We start from the raw sequence: 18030 nt of genomic DNA, 5'->3' as shown, positions 1-18030 counted from the left end.
TGGTAGCACTGGAAAGCGGGCTGGCGCCGTCGGCGCCCGCCCACTTCCTCGTCAGGCCGTCAGCCGGTCCCGGCCATCGCCGCGAGGCGACGGGCGAGCAGGGCGGCGGCCTCCCGCAGCTCCGGAGGCTCCAGCACCTCCGCCTCGAAGCCCAGCCGGGCCACGTGCGCGGCGAGCCAGTCCAGATTTTCCCCGCCGACGAGGAGCACGCACCACCCATCGCGATCCTCCTCGACGCGCCCCACCTGGGACGGCACCAGCTCCCGCACCTGGTCGGGCCGGGCGTGCACCCGCACCCGGGCGAGATACCGGTACGGCGCCGCGGTTACGGACCGCTGCACGTAGGCGACCGGGTCCGGGTGCTCCCTCGCCCGGAAGCGCCAGGTCGTCGCCATCACCTCGCGCATCCGGTCCAACCGGAAGGTGCGCCAGTCCTCGCGGTCGACGTCCCAGGCCATCAGGTACCAGCGGCGGCCGGTGGTGACCATCCGCACCGGCTCGACCGTGCGCTCGCGCTCCCCGCCGTCTCGGCCGGCGTACCGGAACCGCACCCGCACGGCGTCGCGGCAGGCCCGCGCGAGCGTCACCAGCAGCTCCGCGTCGATCTCGACCCCGGGGCCGACCAGGGTCTCGGTGGCGCCGTGCACCGCCCGCACCTCGGCGCGCAGCCGGGGCGGCATCACCTGGTCGAGCTTCGCGAGCGCCCGCAGTGCCGCCTCGGCCGCCCCGGCGACCGTGCCGCCCGACGCCAGCCGCAGGGACACCGCCGTCGCGATCGCCTCCTCGTCGTCGAGGAGCAGCGGCGGCAGCCGGGTGCCCGCGCCGAGCTGGTAGCCGCCGCCGACGCCCGCCGTCGCGTGCACGGGGTAGCCGAGCGCGCGCAGCCGCTCCACATCGCGGCGCACCGAGCGGTCGGTGACTCCCAGCTCGGCGGCCAGCTCGGCCGCGGTCCAGGACGGCCGCCGCTGCAGCAGCGCCAGTAACCGCAGCACTCGCTCGGTCGTCGTTTCGACGGTCACGCGGTCATCGTTTCACAGATCGCGGAACGATCCTGTCCGCTATATGAGCGAGGCTGGAACCATGACCGACCAGACCTGGAACCCCCTGCTCCGAGAGCAGCTAGCCTGGCCCTGGACCAACCAGCTGCGCGATCGCCTCGACGGACTCACCGATGACGAGTACTTCTGGGAGCCTGCACCCGGCTGCTGGAGCGTGCGCCCGCGCGGCACCGGCACCGCACCGGTGCAGGCCGGGTCCGGTGCGATGACCATCGACTTCGCGATGCCGGAGCCCGTCCCGCCACCCTTCACGACGATCGGCTGGCGACTCGGGCACGTGATCGTCGGGGTGCTCGCGGTGCGCAACGCCGCGCACTTCGGTCGCGCGCCCACCGACTACCGGTCGTTCGCGTACGCCGCGACCGCGGCCACGGCCCTGGCCCAGCTCGACGCGGAGTACGCCACGTGGCTGGCCGGGGTCGAGTCCCTCGGCGAAGCCGGCCTCGCCCGGCCGTGCGGGGAGGCGGAGGGACCGTACGCCGAGCTTCCTCTGGCAGCGCTTGTGCTGCACATCAACCGCGAGCTGATCCACCATCTGGCCGAGGTGTGCCTGCTCCGCGACCTTTACCTGAATGTTCACCAGCAGACCCGACGGGAGGCGAGCTGAGATGGCCCGCGACGTCCAGATCACGTTCGACTGCGCCGACCCCGCCGGGTTGGCCGCGTTCTGGGCCGAGGCCCTCGGCTACCGACTGCAGGACCCACCTGCGGGCTTCGAGTCGTGGGAGCAGGCCCTGGACGCGCTGGGCGTGCCGCCCGAGGGCCGCAACGACGCCTCGGCGGTTGTCGACCCGGAGGGCTCCGGGCCGCGGCTGTTCTTTCAGCGGGTGCCGGAGCGCAAGCAGGCCAAGAACCGCGTGCACCTCGATGTGCGGGCCGCCCCCGGGCTCAAGGGCGACGCGCGGATGGCGGCCCTCGAGGCGGAGGCCGAGCGGCTCGTCTCCCACGGCGCCACCCGGCTCAGGCGCTACGAGCCCGCTCCCCCGCTCGGCGCCGGTCACATCGTGATGGCCGACCCGGAGGGCAACGAGTTCTGCCTCGACTGATCAGCGGCGCGGCGGGGCCGGCGACATCAGCGCGTCCCGGCCTCGTCGTGAGGTGGCGGGCTGCGCTCGGATTCTCAGGCGGTTGGCAACGGAGATCACGCCGAGGCGGATCGCTGCTCGCCACCGCTCACTCCCCTACGGCGCTGTCACACGATCGGTCGTGCCGGACATCTCTTTTCTGTGGGCAGGAGAAAGGAGATCACGATGAGGGCCGTGGACGACGACAGAATCGACCAACTGGTCGCGAGCGCGGCACCCGCTGCAACGATCGCTACTGATGAGGAGATCGGGAGCCTCTTACACCACATGGCCGGTGACGTCATCCAGGAGCAGCCGGCAAGGTCACGATCCGGCTTTGCCGGTGACTCTTCGCGGTGGCGACGGCTGCTGGTGGCGCCCCTGGCCGCCGGTGCCGTGATGCTGACGGCGGCCGCCGGCTTCGTCGTCTGGCACGACTCCGCCTCCCCGGATTTCGAGCAGGCGCTGACGCAGTACACGGCCGAACTCCCACTACCGCCCGGAACCGACCGCGCGGCGTACGTGGCACAGGTGCGCGAGCAGGGCCTGGAGCAGCCGGTCACGGTCTCTGACCTGACCGTGAACGGCATTGTCAGCTACTACGGGGTTTGCGCCTGGCTGACAGCCTGGGACCGCCGGCACGCCGCAGGTGACGAGGCGGGCGAGGCGGAAGCCGTCACCGCCTTGCGACGGGCGATCACCGCTCCGGCGCTGGGGGCAACCGACGGCGGTGGCGTGGTGGAGAACCTGCAGCAGGTCGTGGCTGCCGCCGCCGCCGGCGACCGTTCCCCCGTCGACACGGAACTCAACGCCAACTGCGCCGGGCTGCCCCTCGAGGGAATTCGGTGACCGATGTCCCCCGCAGCCGAAACCCGCTTCACCGAACTGATGAACGACCACGGTCGCGCCGTGCTCGGCTACCTCACGCGGCGCACCGATCCGGTGCCGGACGCTGCGGACCTCATGGCCGAGGTGTTCGTCGTCGTCTGGCGGCGCCTCGCCGATGTGCCTGACGAACCGCACCAGGCACGCGCCTGGCTGCTCGGCACCGCCCGCGGCATCCTGGCGAACCACCGTCGCAGCGCCCTGCGTCGCAGCCAACTCGCCGATCGCCTGCGCCAACACCTGCAGACGCAGCCGGACACGGTCCTCGACGACACCAGCTCGCTGGTGCGCTCGGCCCTGGACCGGCTGAGCGACGATGACCGGGAACTGCTCACCCTCATCGCCTGGGAAGACGTGAGCCCGTCCCAGGCCGCGATCATTCTGGGCCTCTCTGCCGCCGCAACCCGTAAGCGCCTCGAACGGGCACGAATACGCCTGCGGGCCATCCTCGATGCCGAAGAGCCGGCGCTACTGCGATCCGCCGCGCGAGAGTAGTTGCGAATCTGCGCGCCGGCGGCGGCAGGAGTGCTACTGCACCGTCCAACCTAGCGCCAGGCCGCCTCGGATCGTCACATGCCAATGTCCTCTTTGTCGGCATGTGGGGATGCGCGACCGATCGGCGGAGCAAAGTGGAATTTCGTCGGAGGGGGCGGCAATGCTCCCTCCCGGCGCGACGAGGGGTCGCGCCAGACGGGGAGTACCCATGATTCGCAGATCACCATCGGCTCACACCCGGGGCGCATTGCCGCGCCGGATCGCCGGCGCTACCGCCGCCGCCCTGGCCGCCGCCGCGGTCGGCATCGCGGCACCGGCCGCCGCCGCCGACACCAGCACTCTGCTGGAGGGCGTCACCAGCGCCCGCGACCTGGTCGCCGGCGACGGCCGGGTCTTCGTCGCGGCGGCGGACCGGGTCGTCGTCGCCGACGCCACCGGCGCGGTGACCGACACGCTGGACGGGATGGCCGGCGCGGTCGGCCTCGCCATCGACACCGACCGCGACCGCCTCTACGTCGCCCTGAGCGACAGCGGTGAGCTCGCCGAAATCGACACCGGCAGCCTGCAGGTCGTCCGCAGGATCGGCCTGGAGGGGCACCGGTGCCCGACGAACCTGGCGCTGTCCGGGAGCCGCATCTGGGTCGGCTACGGCTGCGGGACCGAGTCGACGGGCGGCGTGCTGACACTCGACGTCACGGCGGCTGAACCCACGATTGTCGGCATCACCAGCTACCAGTACCAGGCGCCGCGGGTCGCGGTCGCCGGCAACGTGCTGGCCACCGGCTCTCCCGGCCTCAGCCCCGCATTGGTCGACGTCTACTCCGTGGACGGCGCGCAGGCGACGCGGCGCGGCACGATCATGAACAGCACTGTGGCCAACCTGCACGAGTTGGTCGTCACCCCGGACGGCAGCGAGGTGATCGGGGCTTACGGCAGCGCGTCCACCCACATCGGCTACGACACCACCACCCTGGCCGAGGTACGCCGCTACGGCACCGGCCCCGGCAGGCCGAACGCGGTCACGATCAGCCCCGACGGCCGCTACTTGGCCGGGGGGCGCTCCACCAGCCCCGACCTGACCGTCCACACCCTCGCCGACGGCGCGCCGGTCAACCGGGCCGACAAACCGGAGGGTGAGCTGGTGGCGGGCAGCCTCGCGTTCCTCGGCACCGACGTCTTCGGCCTGGTCCACGACCGGCAGGGCGAGCGCTACCACCTCTGGCGGTCGATCGACGTGACCCTGCCCAAGTCGGCCCTCTCGCTGGCCGCGCCGGCCGCCGCCACCGCCCTCGACCCGATGACCGTCACCGGCCGGCTCACCCTGGCCGACGGCGCGGCTCCGGGCGTGCAGCCGCTCGGCGTCACCCGGATCCTGCCCGACGACACCCGTACCGAGCTCTCCGCCACCACCGCGGCGGACGGCACCTTCACTGTCACCGACACTCCACCGGTCAGTGGAGAGATCCGCTACGAGGTTTCCTGGGCCCGCACCCCGAACTACCAGGGCAGCCAGGCCTCGCTGACGGTCCCTGTAGCCGGGCGCACCCCGACCCTCGCCCTCACCGGGCCGGGGACCGGCGACGACGGCAGGCGACTCCAGCTCTCCGGCAAGCTGACCTTCGACGGCAAGGTGCCCACCGCACCCCAGCACATCGGGGTGACCAAGACCATCTGGAACAACCGCCTGAACGGTGTCACCGAGGACCTGCCCGCGGTCACCACCGACAGCCTCGGCGCCTTCACGATTGTCGACACGCCGACCCAGGGCGGCCGGTACGTCTACACGGTCAGCTGGGACGCCGGCTCTCAGGTGTACGCGCCGGCCTCGGCGACCCGGGAGATCACGGTCTCCTCCAAGGACTCCCAGATCGGCGGCCAGGTCGCGGACCCGGCGTACGCCGGCGAGAAGTTCCGGGTGACCGGTGCCATCTCCCAGGACGTCGGCGCCTGCCAGGGCCCGGCCACGGTCCACGTGAGCCGGATCGTCAACGGCGGTAAGGAGAAGAAGCTGCCGGACGTCACGACCGACGCCTCGTGCGCCTTCGGTTTCGACGACACCGTCGCCGTGACGGGGCAGGTCACCTACACCGTGTCCTGGGACGGCAACCCCACCCACCGCGGGTCGTCCGGCACCATCAAGGCCACCGTGCAGAAGCAACCGTCGTCCATCGAGGTCACCTCTCCGGACCGAACCCTGCTCAACGGTCAGCAGGCGGTGATCGACGGCAAGGTCACCGGCACCCGCACCGGGTCGATCGGCGCGAGTCAGACGCTGACCGTCAACCGGGTGGGGCCGGACGGCTCCTCTGTCACGCTTCCGAACGTGACCACCGCCGCGGACGGCACCTTCTCGCTCCGCGACTCCCTGCCCACCATGGACGCCAGCACCTACCCGCAGTTCACGTACGAGATCGCCTGGGCCGGCAACGCCACGTACCAGGGCAGCAGCGCCAGCCTCGCCTTCTACATCGTTCCGCCCGACTGCACCTGCTGACCCCGGTTGTGATCGTCGCCCGCCCGGGTCACCGGGCGGGCGGCGTCGCGTTCCGGGTCCGCCGGACCCGGCATTCCTACCCGCCGGGTCCTCGCGGTTCCCGCGTACCTGCGGGCCGCCTCCGGGCGGCGGTCAGCTCGCGGCGTCCAACTGCCGGCGCAGGCTCAGCGGACGCATGTCGGTCCACACCTCCCCCACGTACGCGAGGCACTCGTCCTTGTGGCCGGTCCGGCCGGCCTCCCGCCAGCCGGCCGGGACCGGCTGGTCGGCGGGCCAGATCGAGTACTGCTCCTCGTCGTTGACCACGACGGTGTAGCGGATGTCGTCGTCGGTGCTCATCGGGCTCCTTCGGGTTCGGCGGCCAGCCGGGCGTCGGCCAGCTCCTGAAGACGGTTCTTGTCGGTGACGATCAGCCGGTCCGGGATGGCGTCGGGCAGGACGTCCTCGAGCGTCCGGACCGGGCGGTACCTGTATGCGACGAGTCCGAGCAGGATCGTCAAGAGTCCGGCGAGGACGACCAGCAGCGCGATGCCGCGGCCGGGTCCGGCGCCGAGGAGGCCGGCCGCCCCGGCCAGCGGGCCGCCGGGGGCGGTGGCCGCCTGCATCCGTCCGGCCAGCGGCCCGGCGGAGAGGAACCCGGCGGGCACCATCAGCCAGCTCAGCATCAGCGTGGTGGCGATGACCCGGCCCTGCAGTTCCAGGCCGACCTTGGTCTGCACGAGCGCGAGCCAGTGGGTGTTGAGCACGGCGGTGGCCAGGCCCATGCCGAACAGGCCGAGCGCCGGGAACAGCGGGTGCGGGTGCAGCCCGATGACCACCATGGACGCGCCGATCAGGGCGAAGGACGCGAGGATGCCGGTGACCCGTCGTCGCGTACCGCCCCAGACGCTCATCCCGACGGCGCCGACGACCAGGCCGGCGCCGCTGGCGGCCAGGACCATGCCGAGCACGGTCGGGGCGGCCATGGACAGCGTCAGCGGGGTGGCCAGCACCTCGATCATGCCGAAGAGGAAGTTCAGCGCGGCGGTGAAGGCAATGATCGCCACCAGGCCGTGCCGCCGGCTGATGTAGCGCCAGCCGCCCAGGATCTCCTGGAGGAACGGCTCCTCCCGCTTCTTGAACCCGCTGTTCGGGAACCGGACGCTGAGGGTGACGGTGACGGCGAACAGGAACGTCGCCAGGTCGATCAGCACCACGCCGCGCAGCCCGATCGCGGCGGCGAGCGCCCCGCCGAGCAGCGGGCCGAGGATGGTCCCGGAGCCGCTGCCGAGCTGGGCAAGGCCGTTGGCCCGGCCGTAGTACCGCTTGGGCACGAGCTGGGTGATCGCCGCGAGGTACGCCGGTTGCTGGAACGCGGTGGCGATCGCGCTGAGGGTGACCACGGTGAACAGGTGCCAGAGCTGGAGCCGGTCGGTCCACAGCAGCGCCGCGAGGGTGACCGTGCCGGTGGCGGCGAGGGTGTCCGCGGCGGCGATCATCAGGCGTTTGTTCCACCGGTCGGCGAGCGCTCCGGCGACCGGGGCGAGGAACACCGCGGGCAGCAGCGCCAGCACCGCCGTGGTGGCGAACAGGGTGATCGAGCCGGTGCGCTGGTAGACCCACAGGCCCATCGCGAACGTGGTCAGGCCGGTGCCGACCAGGGAGACGAACTGGCCGAGGGCGACCAGCAGGAACAGCCGCAGGCTCGGTGCCGGTCCGGGCCGCGCCGCCGGTCGCGGTGGCGTCGGCGGTGGCCCACCCCGGTCGGGTACGCGCGCCGGCCCGTCCACCGCCGGGACGGCGGCTACCGGTGGCGCCGGCGCCGGCTCGGACCGCGGTGCCGGCTCCGTCTCGACCGGCGTGGCCGGGCCGGTACGGATGATCTCGACCAGCTCGGCGGCCTGATGGTTGTGGAAGTAGTGGCCCGCGTACGGGATGACCGCGAGGTCCACGGTGTCGGAGAAGTACCCCCACTCGTGGTAGCGCTCCTCGTACAGCTCGGTCACCCGGTCGCTCTCGCCGACGACACACAGGATCGGTGCGGCGATCTTCCGGTGCTCCGGGTCGGCGTACGCGCGGGCGTAGAAGTCCTCCCCCTCCCGGGCGTCGTGCAGGAAGACGCCCATGATGAAGTCCTTCTCCCGTTCGGTCAGCTCCTCGGTGAAGAAGCCGACCGCGCGCAGGAACTCCAGCGCCTGCCGCTTGGAGGTCCACCGCTCGGTGGGGAAGGTCCGCCGCAGCCAGGCGAGGAAGCGGCCGGGCAGCGGCGGGGCCGGGAAGTGGCCGCCGATGACGACCCGGACCAGGTCGACGCCGCGTTCCTCCAGTCGCCGGGCCAGGTCGACGGCGGTGGCGCCGCCCATGCAGTGCCCGTAGATGGTGACCGGTCCGGTGATCGTCGCGGTGATCTCCTCGACGCAGCCGGCGACCAGCTCCGGCAGGGACGGCGCCGGCTCGTCGGGCCGGTTCACGTCGTGGCCGGGCGGGTCGAGGGCGTACACGTCGAGGTCGGCCGGGGCGGCCTCGGCGAGCGACCGGAAGGTGATCGCTCCGGCGCCGGCGAACGGCACGCAGACCAGCGTGCCGGTGGTCGTACCGACCGGGCGGGGCGGGGTGAGCCGGTGCAGCAGGGTCCGCTCCCCGGTGTCGGTGTCGCCCATGTGCGCGGCGAGCGCCCGCACGGTCGGGTGCTTGAAGATGTCCAGCACGCCGACCGAGCCGCCGAGGCCGCTGACCGCGCGGACCGCCTTGAACGAGTCGCCGCCGAGGTCGAAGAAGTTGTCGTCGATGCCGATGGCGTCGACGCGCAGCACCTCCGCCCAGCGGGCGGCGATCGTCGCTTCCAGCTCGGTACGCGGCGGCGCGGCCTCGGCGCCATCGCCGACGGTGACCGGGCCGGGTGCGGGCAGCGCCCGCCGGTCCAGCTTGCCGTTGGGGGTCAGTGGGAACTCCGGCAGCACCACGAACGCCGACGGCACCATGTACTCCGGCAGGTGCGTACGCAGGTGTGCCCGCCAGTCCCCCGGGTCGTCGCCGGCCACCACGAGGTACGCGACGAGCTGCGGTTCACCGTCGTCGTCGCGGACCACGACGGCCGCCTGCCGGACCGCCGGGTGGGCCTGCAACAGGGACTCGATCTCGCCCAGCTCGATGCGGTAACCGCGCACCTTGACCTGGAAGTCGTTGCGGCCCAGGAACTCGATGCTCCCGTCCGGGCGGTGTCGGGCGAGGTCTCCGGTGCGGTACAGCCGCCCGCCGGGTGGCCCGAACGGATCGGGCACGAACCGGTCGGCGGTGACGTCCGGCTGGCCGAGGTAGTCCCGGGCCAGTCCGGCGCCGCCGAGGTACAGCTCGCCCGCCACACCGACCGGCACCGGCTGCCGCCGGGTGTCCAGCACGTACGCCCGCGTGTTGGCCAGCGGGTGGCCGATGGTGATCGGGGCGGTGTCGGCGGTGATCTCGGTGCCGGTGGAGTAGATGGTCGTCTCGGTCGGGCCGTAGAGGTTCCACAGTCGACCGACCCGCGCGGTCAGCTCCCGGGCCAGGGCCGGCGGCAGCGCCTCCCCGCCGGTCAGCGCGGTGAGTTGCGGCGAGCCGGTCCAGCCGGCGCCGAGCAGCAGCCGCCAGGTCGCCGGGGTGGCCTGGAGCACGGTGGCCCCTTCGGCGTCCAGCAGCGCGGCCAGCCGCCGGCCGTCGTACGCGTCGTCGCGGCCGGCGACCACCACCCGGGCGCCGGCGGTCAGCGGGCCGAACAGCTCCAGCACCGAGATGTCGAAGGCGATGGTGGTGATGGCGACCAGCCGGTCGTCGGCGGCGATCCCGACCCGGCGGGTGACGGCGTGCAGCAGGTTGACCATCGACCGGTGTGCCACGCGGACGCCCTTGGGCCGACCGGTGGAGCCGGAGGTGTAGAGGACGTACGCGGCGTTGTCGGGGCCGGCGGCGGGCCCGGAAACGTCGCCCCACCCGGCCCGGTCGCCGTCCACGACGACCCGCCGCGCGGCGACGTCGTCGTAGCGGCCGGCGAGGCTGCGCTGCGTCACCAGCACCCGGGCCCCGGCGTGGTCGAGGATGTAGCGCTGCCGCTCGGCCGGGTACATCGGATCCAGCGGCAGGTACGCTCCGCCGGCCTTCAGCACGGCCAGCAGGGCCACCAGCATCTCCGGTGAGCGGTCCAGCGCGACCGCCACCAGCACCTCCGGTCCGACGCCGAGGGAGCGCAGGTGACCGGCGAGCCGGTCGGCGCCGACGTCCAGGTCGCGGTAGGTCAGCGACCGGCCGGCGCCGGTGACCGCCACCCGGTCCGGCGTGCGGGCGGCCTGCGCGGCGACCAGGTCGGCGACCGTGCCGGCGGGCACCCTGTCGTCGACGGTGTCGTTCCAGGTGTCGAGCTGCCGATGCCGCTCGGCCGGGGTGAGCACGGCGACGTCGTCGAGCCGGATGGTCGGGTCGTCGGCCACCGCCGCCAGGACGGTGTGCAGGTGCCCGAGCATCCGGTCCACGGTGGCCGGCTCGAACAGCGCGCTGTCGTACTCGAACCGGCAGTCCAGCCCGGCGTCCGTCTCGTACGCGTACAGGGCCAGGTCGACCTGCGCGGTCTGCAGGTCCAGCGGCAGCCGGCGCACCCGCAGCCCGGTCATCGTCAGGTCCTCGTCGGGCAGGTTCATGAGGTTGACCAGCACCTGGAACAGCGGGTTGCGGCTCACGTCGCGGGGCACGTCCAGCGCGTCGACCAGCGCCTCGAACGGCACCTCCTGGTGCATCTGGGCGCCGAGCGCGGTGCGCCGTACCCGGGTCAGCAGGTCGGCGAAGGCCAGGTCGCCGTCCAGGCGGGTGCGCAGCACGACGGTGTTGACGAAGAACCCGACCAGCGGTTCCGTCTCGGTCCGGGTGCGTCCGGCGACGGGCGTGCCGACGCACAGGTCCCGCTGCCCGGTGTACCGGTAGAGCAGGGTCTGGAGCGCGGCGAGCACGGTCATGTAGAGGGTCGCCCCGTGCCGGCGGCTGAGCTCCCGCAGCCGGTCGGCGAGCTCGGCCGGGAGCAGCCGGGCGACCACCCCGCCGGCGAAGCTCTGCACCGGCGGGCGGGGCCGGTCGGTGGGCAGCTCCAGGGCGGCAGGCGCACCACGTAGTTCGTCCAGCCAGTACGCCAGCCCGTCCGGGTCGGCGTCGACCCGGGTGTGGTCGGCGTACTGCGCCCGCAGCGGTGGCAGCGACGGAGCGCGGCCGGCGCGCAGGTCGTCGTAGAGGGTGCCCAGCTCCCGCCGTAGCACGCCGAGGGACCAGCCGTCGGAGACGATGTGGTGCATGTTCAGGCTGAGCACGTGCCGGTCGTCGGCGAGCCGGAACAGGGTGGTCCGGAACAGCGGGCCGGCGGCGAGGTCGAACCGGCGCCGGCCCTCCTCCCGCAGCAGCGTCCGGACCTGGCCGTCCGGGTCGTCCCCGGTGACGTCCACGACCGACAGCGGCACCGGCGTCGGCGGCAGCACCCGCTGCACGGGCTCGCCGTCCGGGGCCGGGAAGACGGTCCGCAGCACCTCGTGCCGGCGGAGGATCTCGTCCAGCGCGCCGTGCAGCGCGTCCCGGTCGAGCGGGCCGTCCAGTTCGACGGCCATCGCGATCGTGTACGCGGCGTTGTCCGGGTGCGCCTGGTCGAGGAACCACAGCCGACGCTGCCCGGCCGACACCGGGTGCTCGCCGCCGTCCCGCACGGACGTGTCTTTAGCGGTGGCGGGGGCGGTCCCGGCGGCGGCAGCGGTCGGTTCCACCGCGGCGGCGGGCGTGGCCGCGCGGGTGAGGACGGCCAGCCCGGCGACCGTGGGACTGTCGAAGACCGCGGCCAGCGTCACGTCCGGCGCGTCGGCGCGGACGCGGGCCAACAGTTGCGTGGCCAGCAGCGAGTGCCCGCCGAGTTCGAAGAAATCGTCGTGCACGCCGACCGGGCGGACCCCGAACAGCTCCTCGAACAGTGCGGCGAGCTTCGCCTCGACGGCGTCGCGCGGCGCGACGTACCCGGTGGAGAGCGCGGGACGCTCGTGCGCCGCGCCGAGCGACGGCGCCGGCTCGGCGACGGGTGCGGGGTCGACGACGAGCGCGGGGTCGGCGACGACGGCCGCCGCGGGCCCGACGGCGGGGCGCGGCCGGTCGCGGCGGTCCACCCAGTAACGGCGGCGCTGGAACGGGTACGTGGGCAGCGGGACCCGCCGGTGCGGCCGGTCGGCGTGGAACGCCGCCCAGTCCACGGTGGCCCCACGTAGCCAGGCCCGTCCGATCCCCTCCAGCAGCACCTCACGGTCGTCCCGGTCCTCGGCGGGACGGCGCAGCAGCGGCACCACGTGCCCGGCCGGCGCGCCGGCCTGCCGCAGCAGGGTCGTCAGGGCACGTCCCGGCCCGGCCTCCAGCACCACGGCGCCGGCCTCGACGAGCTGTCGGGCGCAGTCGGCGAACCGGACCGTGCGCCGCAGGTGCCGCCCCCAGTACGCCGGGTCGGTCGCCTCCTCCGGGGTGATCCAGGTGCCGGTGAGGTTGGACAGGTAGCGGCGGCGCGGCGCGCGCAGCGGCACCGCGCGGAGAAGGTCCACGAAGGCCGGCACCACCGGCTCGGTCAGCGCCGAGTGGAAGGCGTGCGAGGTCGGTACCGGCGTGACGGCGACCCGACGCTCCCGCAGCCGCGCGGTCAGGTCGGCGACCGCCTCCGGCGCGCCGGCCAGCACACACACGTTCGGGGCGTTGACCGCGGCCAGGCACACGTCGCCCAGCAGCGGACGGACCTCGGCCTCGGTCAGCGACACGGCGACCATCGCGCCGGGCGGCAGCTCCCGCATGAGCCGGCCGCGTGCGGCGACCAGCGGCAGCGCGTCGTCCAGGTCGAACACTCCGGCCCGGCAGGCGGCCACGTACTCGCCGATGCTGTGCCCGGCCAGCGCGTCCGCCACCACGCCCCGGCGCTCGAGGACGTCGGCCAGCGCGTACCCGGTGACGAACAGGGCCGGCTGGGCGTACTCGGTGCGCCGCAGCTCCTCGTGCGCCCGCTCCCGGTCGTGCGGCGCGGGGTACAGCAGCTCCCGCAGGTCCCGGTCGAGGGTCGGGTGCAGCGTCTCGGCGCACCGGTCGACGACAGCCCGGAAGCCGGGGTCGTCGCGGTACAGGCCGGCGCCCATGCCCACGTACTGGGCGCCCTGGCCGGGGAAGACGAACGCGAGGCTGGGCGGGGTAGCGGCGACCGTGCCGGTGGGCAGCCGGCGCCGGTCACCGGCGGCGAGCGCGTCGGCGGCGTCGGCGGTGTCCCGGGCGACGAGGACCCGGCGGTGGGTCAGCGCCCGCCGGCCGAGGTGCAGCGTCGCGGCGATGTCGGCGAGGTCCTGCTCCGGGTGGTCGCGCAGGTGCCCGGCGAGCCGGTCGGTGCCGGCGGCCAGGGCCGGCTCGTCGGCGGCCGAGAGCACCAGCAGGTGCGGATCGTCGGGGGCCGACGCCGCCGGCGGGCGTTGTGGGGCCTGCTCCAGCACGACGTGGGCGTTGGTGCCGCCGATGCCGAACGAGCTGACCCCGGCCCGGCGCGGGCCGGCCGGCCACGGCCGCGCGTCGGTGGGCAGGTAGAACGGGCTGTCGCCGAACGGGATGCCCGGGTTGGGCTCGGTGACGTGCGGCATCGGGGGCAGCGTGGCGTGGTCCACCGCCAGCACCGCCTTGATGAGGCCGGCGATGCCGGCGGCGGCGTCGGTGTGGCCGATGCTGGCCTTCACCGAGCCGATCGCGCAGAAGCCGACGTCCGAGGTGTGCCGGCGGTACGCCTGAGTGAGCGCGGCGACCTCGACCGGGTCGCCGAGGACGGTGCCGGTGCCGTGCGCCTCCACATAGCCGACGGTCCGCGCGGAGACGCCGGCCGCGTCGAGCGCCGCTCCGATCACCTCGGCCTGGCCGTCGACGCCGGGGGCGGTGTAGCCGACCTTGCGGGCGCCGTCGTTGTTGATCGCCGAGCCGAGCAGCACCGCGTGGATGGTGTCGCCGTCGGCGATCGCGTCGTCGAGCCGCTTGAGGGCGACCACGCCGGCGCCGCTGGACCCGATCGTGCCGGCCGCGGCGGCGTCGAAGGGCCGGCAGTGCCCGTCCGGGGAGGCGATGTCCCCGGGCCGGTACAGGTAGCCGCGCCGCTGGGCGGCGGTGACGCTGGCGCCGCCGGCCAGGGCGATGTCGCACTCGCCGGCCAGCAGTGCCTGCCGGGCCAGGTGCACCGCGACCAGCGACGTCGAGCAGGCGGTGTTGACGCTGATGCTGGGGCCGCGCAGGTTCAGCTTGTACGACACCCGGGTGGCCAGGAAGTCCTTGTCGGTGCTGAGGGTGAGCTGGTACTCGCCGACCGACCGGACGATCTCCGGGGCGGTGAGCAGGTTCTCGGTCAGGTAGGTGCTGCGCCCGGAACCGGCGAACACACCGACCGGCCCGCCGTAGGGGCCGCCGTCGTAGCCGGCGCGTTCCAGGGCCTCCCAGGCGCACTCCAGGAACAGTCGCTGCTGCGGGTCGAGGATCTCCGCCTCGCGGGCGGTGTAGCCGAACACCGTGGCGTCGAACCGGTCGATGTCCGCCAGCGGCGCGGCGGCGCGGACGTACTGCGGGTCGGCCAGCAGTGCCGGGTCCTCCCCGTCGGCGAGGATCTCCTCGTCGGTCAGCGGGCGCACGACGTCCCGGCCCGCGTGGACCGTCGCCCAGAACGCCTCCGGGCTGTCCGCCTCCGGGAAGCGGCATGCCATGGCGACGATCGCGACGGCGGTGCTCCGGGTCGGCGTGGCGGCCGGGGCGGTGGCGACCGGCGCGGGTGCGCCGGGCGGCGCGTCGGCGGCGCGTTCCAGATACGCGGCCAGGGCGTGCACGGTGGGGTGCCGGAACAGGTCGGTGACGGTGACCCGGTCGCCGACGACGTCCCGCAGGGCTCGGTGCACCCGCAGCAGCAGCATCGAGTGGCCGCCGAGGTCGAAGAAGTTGTCGTGCGGACCGACCCGCTCGACGCCGAGCACGTCCCGCCACACGGCGGCGATGCGCTGCGCCAGCGGCCCCGCCGGCGGCGCCGCCTCGGCCGCCACGGTGGTGGCCGGCGGCGGCAGCGCTGCCGTGTCGACCTTGCCGTTGCCGGTCAGCGGCAGCCGGTCCAGGACCACGAGCGCGGAGGGCACCAGGTGTTCGGGCAGTTCGGCGAGCAGGGCGGCGCGCAGTGTGGCCGGCTCCACCGTGCCGCCCGGCTCGGGCACCACGTAGCCGACCAGCCGCCGGTCGCCGGGCCGGTCCTCGCGCAGCAGGACCGCCGCCGCGGCGACGCCGGTCCGGCCGGTCAGTGCGGCCTCCACCTCGCCGAGTTCGATCCGGTAGCCGTGCAGCTTCACCTGCCCGTCGCGGCGGCCGAGGAACTCCAGCGTCCCGTCGAGGCGGCGGCGGGCCAGGTCGCCGGTGCGGTACATCCGGGCGCCCGGCGCGGCGTACGGGTCGGGCAGGAACCGCTCGGCGGTCAGGTCGGGACGGCCCAGGTAACCCCGGGCCACCCCGCCCCCGCCGACGTACAGCTCACCGGTGGCGCCGACCGGCACCTGCCGCAGGTGCGCGTCCAGCACGTAAAGCCGGGTGTTGTCGATCGGCCGGCCGATCGGCACCGGGCCGGCGGCCGCGGTGTCGACGTCCACCTCGTACGTGGCGCAGCCGACCACCGTCTCGGTCGGGCCGTACTCGTTGACCAGCCGGGTGCCGGGGGCGTGCTCGCGCCACACGGCGATCTTCTCGGCGAGCAGGTTCTCCCCGCCGATGACGAACAGGTCGGTCCGGCCGGCGGCCCCGGCCGGGGTGAGCTGCCCGGCCACGATCTCCAGGTGCGCCGGGGTGATCTTCACCAGGCCGTACGGGCGGTCGGCGTGGCGCAGCGCCTCGCCGAGCCCGGCCACCCCGTCGGCGGTGGGCAGCAGCTCGGCCGTGCCGCCGGCCAGCAGGGGCACGAGCAGGCTGGTGACGGTGAGGTCGAACGCGACCGAGGAGTGCACCGGCGCCCGGTCACCCACCCCGATCCGGTAGGCGCGGCCGGCCCAGCGGGCGTAGTTCACCACGCCCCGATGGGTCACCATGACGCCCTTCGGGCGGCCGGTCGACCCCGAGGTGTGGATGACGTAGGCCAGGTCCTCCGGCCCGACCGGCACCGGGGCCGGCGGGACGACCGGGGCCTCCCACACGCCGTCGACCTCGACGACGGTGGCCGCCGGCACCCGGTCGCGCAGCGCGGCGGTGGTGATCACGACCGCCGCCCGGGCGTCGGCGGCGATCAGCCGCAGCCGGGCCGGCGGGTGGTCCGGGTCCAGCGGCACGTACGCCGCGCCCGCCTTCAGCACGGCGAGCAGCGCGACGGCCAACTCGGCGCCGCGCGGCAGGCACAGCGCCACGAGGTCGCCCCGGCGCACACCGGCGGCGCGCAGGGTGGCCGCGAGCGTGTCGGCACGCCCGTCGAGGTCCCGGTAGGTCAGCGACCGCACCGGGTCGACCACGGCCACCGCGTCGGGGGTGGCGCGGACGCGGGCGGCGAACACCTCCGGGACCGTGGCGGCCGCGTCGGCGACGGTGGTGTCGTTCCAGGTGTCGAGCTGCCGCAGCTCGTCCCCGGTGAGCAGCGGGAGCGCGGCCAGCGGGGTGTCCGGGGCGGCGACGGCACCGGCGAGCAGCGTCTCGTAGTGGCCGGCCAGCCGGGCCATCGTGTCGTCGTCGAACAGGTCGGTGCGGTACTCGACCAGCACCTCCAGCGCGTCCGCGTCGTCGCGGACCGCGAGGGTGAGGTCGAACTTGGCGGTGCCGGCGGCCGGCCGCAGCGTGGTCACCGCCAGGTCGGGCAGCCGCAGCACGTCGGCGGCCGAGTCGGCGTGCAGGAACATCACCTGGAACAGCGGATTGTGGTCCGGGCGGCGCTGCGGGCGCAGCGCCTCGACCATCCGCTCGAACGGCAGGTCCTGGTGGGTGTGCGCGTCCAGGGTGGCGGCGCGGACGCCCGCGACGGCGGCGGCGAACGTCGCGTCGCCGCGCAGCTCGGCGCGGATCGGCACGGTGTTGACGAGGAAGCCGATCAGCCCCTCCAGCTCGGTGCGCCCCCGGTTGGCCACCGCCGCGCCGACCACCACGTCCCGCTGCCCGGTCCAACGGGACAGCAGCGTGTGGAACGCGGCCAGCAGGACCACGTACGGGGTGGTCTCCAACCGCCGGGCCAGCGCGCGGACCGCCTCCGGGGCGACCGCCACGCGCCGGGTCAGCGTGCGTCCGGCGGACGACGGCACCACCGGGCGGGGCCGGTCGGTGGGCAGGTCCAGCACGGCCGGGGCGTCGCGCAGCGCCTGCCGCCAGTAGCCCAGCTGGGTGGCGCACTCCGGGCCGGCCAGCCAGTCGCGTTGCCAGAGCGCGTAGTCGGCGTACTGCACGGGCAGCTCGGGCAGGTCCACCGGCCGGCCGTCGCGGTGGGCCGCGTACGCCTCGGCCAGCTCGCGGTGCAGCACGGTCAGCGACCACTCGTCGGCGACGACGTGGTGCAGGGTGAGCAGCAGGACGTGCTCGGCCGGGGCGTACGCGAGCAGGTGCGCACGCAGCGGACCGGCGGCCAGGTCGATCGGCGTGGCCGCCTCGGCGGCGAGCCGGGCCTCGACGTCGGCGGCCCGGTCCCCCGGGTCGACGGCGGTCCGGTCGACCACCGGCAGGTCCACCGGCGCCGGGGCGGCAACCACCTGGGCCGGCTCGCCGCCGTCGTCGGTGAACGTGGTGCGCAGGGTCTCGTGCCGGCGCACCAGTTCGGTCAACGCGTCACGCAGCGCGGCGGTGTCCAGCGGCCCGACCAGCCGGTACGCCAGCGGCAGCAGGTACGCGGCGCGGTCCGGCACGGTCTGGTCGAGGTACCACAGGCGCAGTTGCGCGCTGGACAGCGGCGCCCGGTCGGAGGGGTCCCGACGACTGATCCGGCGGGGACGTCGGGCCGCGCCGCGCTGTTGGCGCAACGCGTCGAGCAGGGCGGCCTTGTGGGCGGACAACACGCGCGGTTGTCCCTGGTCAG

At 74.2% G+C, this 18030-nt stretch carries 8 protein-coding genes; 5 read left to right on the top strand and 3 right to left on the bottom strand.

The genetic code is table 11. The annotated features are described in order from the left end of the window. Positions 1-59: 59 nt before the first annotated feature. Positions 60-1019, bottom strand: a complete 960-nt coding sequence (locus ACNAVT_RS12840; RefSeq protein ID WP_416295886.1) for a helix-turn-helix transcriptional regulator — start codon at positions 1017-1019, stop codon at positions 60-62. 61 nt (positions 1020-1080) lie between these two features. Here ACNAVT_RS12840 and ACNAVT_RS12835 point away from each other — a divergent pair, with 61 nt between their 5' ends. The 5 genes from ACNAVT_RS12835 to ACNAVT_RS12815 all read left to right on the top strand — a co-directional run bounded on the left by ACNAVT_RS12835 (position 1081) and on the right by ACNAVT_RS12815 (position 5996). Beyond that, positions 1081-1665, top strand: a complete 585-nt coding sequence (locus tag ACNAVT_RS12835; RefSeq protein WP_416295884.1) for a DinB family protein — start codon at positions 1081-1083, stop codon at positions 1663-1665. A gap of 1 nt (position 1666) precedes the next feature. After that, on the top strand, positions 1667-2104 hold the full coding sequence (locus tag ACNAVT_RS12830; protein WP_416295882.1) for a VOC family protein: 438 nt from the start codon (positions 1667-1669) through the stop codon (positions 2102-2104). A 213-nt stretch (positions 2105-2317) separates the two neighbouring features. After that, positions 2318-2971, top strand: coding sequence for a hypothetical protein (locus ACNAVT_RS12825; protein ID WP_416295880.1), 654 nt, complete (start codon positions 2318-2320; stop codon positions 2969-2971). Between the two features lie 3 nt (positions 2972-2974). Next, positions 2975-3502 (top strand): RNA polymerase sigma factor, encoded by a 528-nt coding sequence (locus ACNAVT_RS12820; RefSeq protein WP_416295878.1) that lies wholly within the window; start codon positions 2975-2977, stop codon positions 3500-3502. Between the two features lie 208 nt (positions 3503-3710). Beyond that, complete coding sequence (locus ACNAVT_RS12815) at positions 3711-5996, top strand: YncE family protein (protein WP_416295876.1); 2286 nt, start codon at positions 3711-3713, stop codon at positions 5994-5996. Positions 5997-6128: 132 nt separating this feature from the next. Here ACNAVT_RS12815 and ACNAVT_RS12810 read toward each other — a convergent pair whose 3' ends face one another. Both ACNAVT_RS12810 and ACNAVT_RS12805 read right to left on the bottom strand, forming a co-directional pair. Next, complete coding sequence (locus ACNAVT_RS12810) at positions 6129-6335, bottom strand: MbtH family protein (protein ID WP_416295874.1); 207 nt, start codon at positions 6333-6335, stop codon at positions 6129-6131. Further along, positions 6332-18010 carry an amino acid adenylation domain-containing protein gene (locus tag ACNAVT_RS12805; RefSeq protein WP_416295872.1) on the bottom strand — a complete coding sequence of 3893 codons (11679 nt, stop codon included), beginning with the start codon at positions 18008-18010 and terminating at the stop codon, positions 6332-6334. Before ACNAVT_RS12805 ends, ACNAVT_RS12810 begins: the two co-directional genes overlap by 4 nt. Between the last annotated feature and the right edge of the window lie 20 nt (positions 18011-18030).

The sequence above is a fragment of the Micromonospora sp. SL4-19 genome (assembly GCF_047921475.1).
GTDB lineage: Bacteria > Actinomycetota > Actinomycetes > Mycobacteriales > Micromonosporaceae > Micromonospora.
The sequence above is the reverse complement of the archived record's forward strand: the minus strand, read 5'-3'. Positions and strand labels throughout refer to the sequence as shown.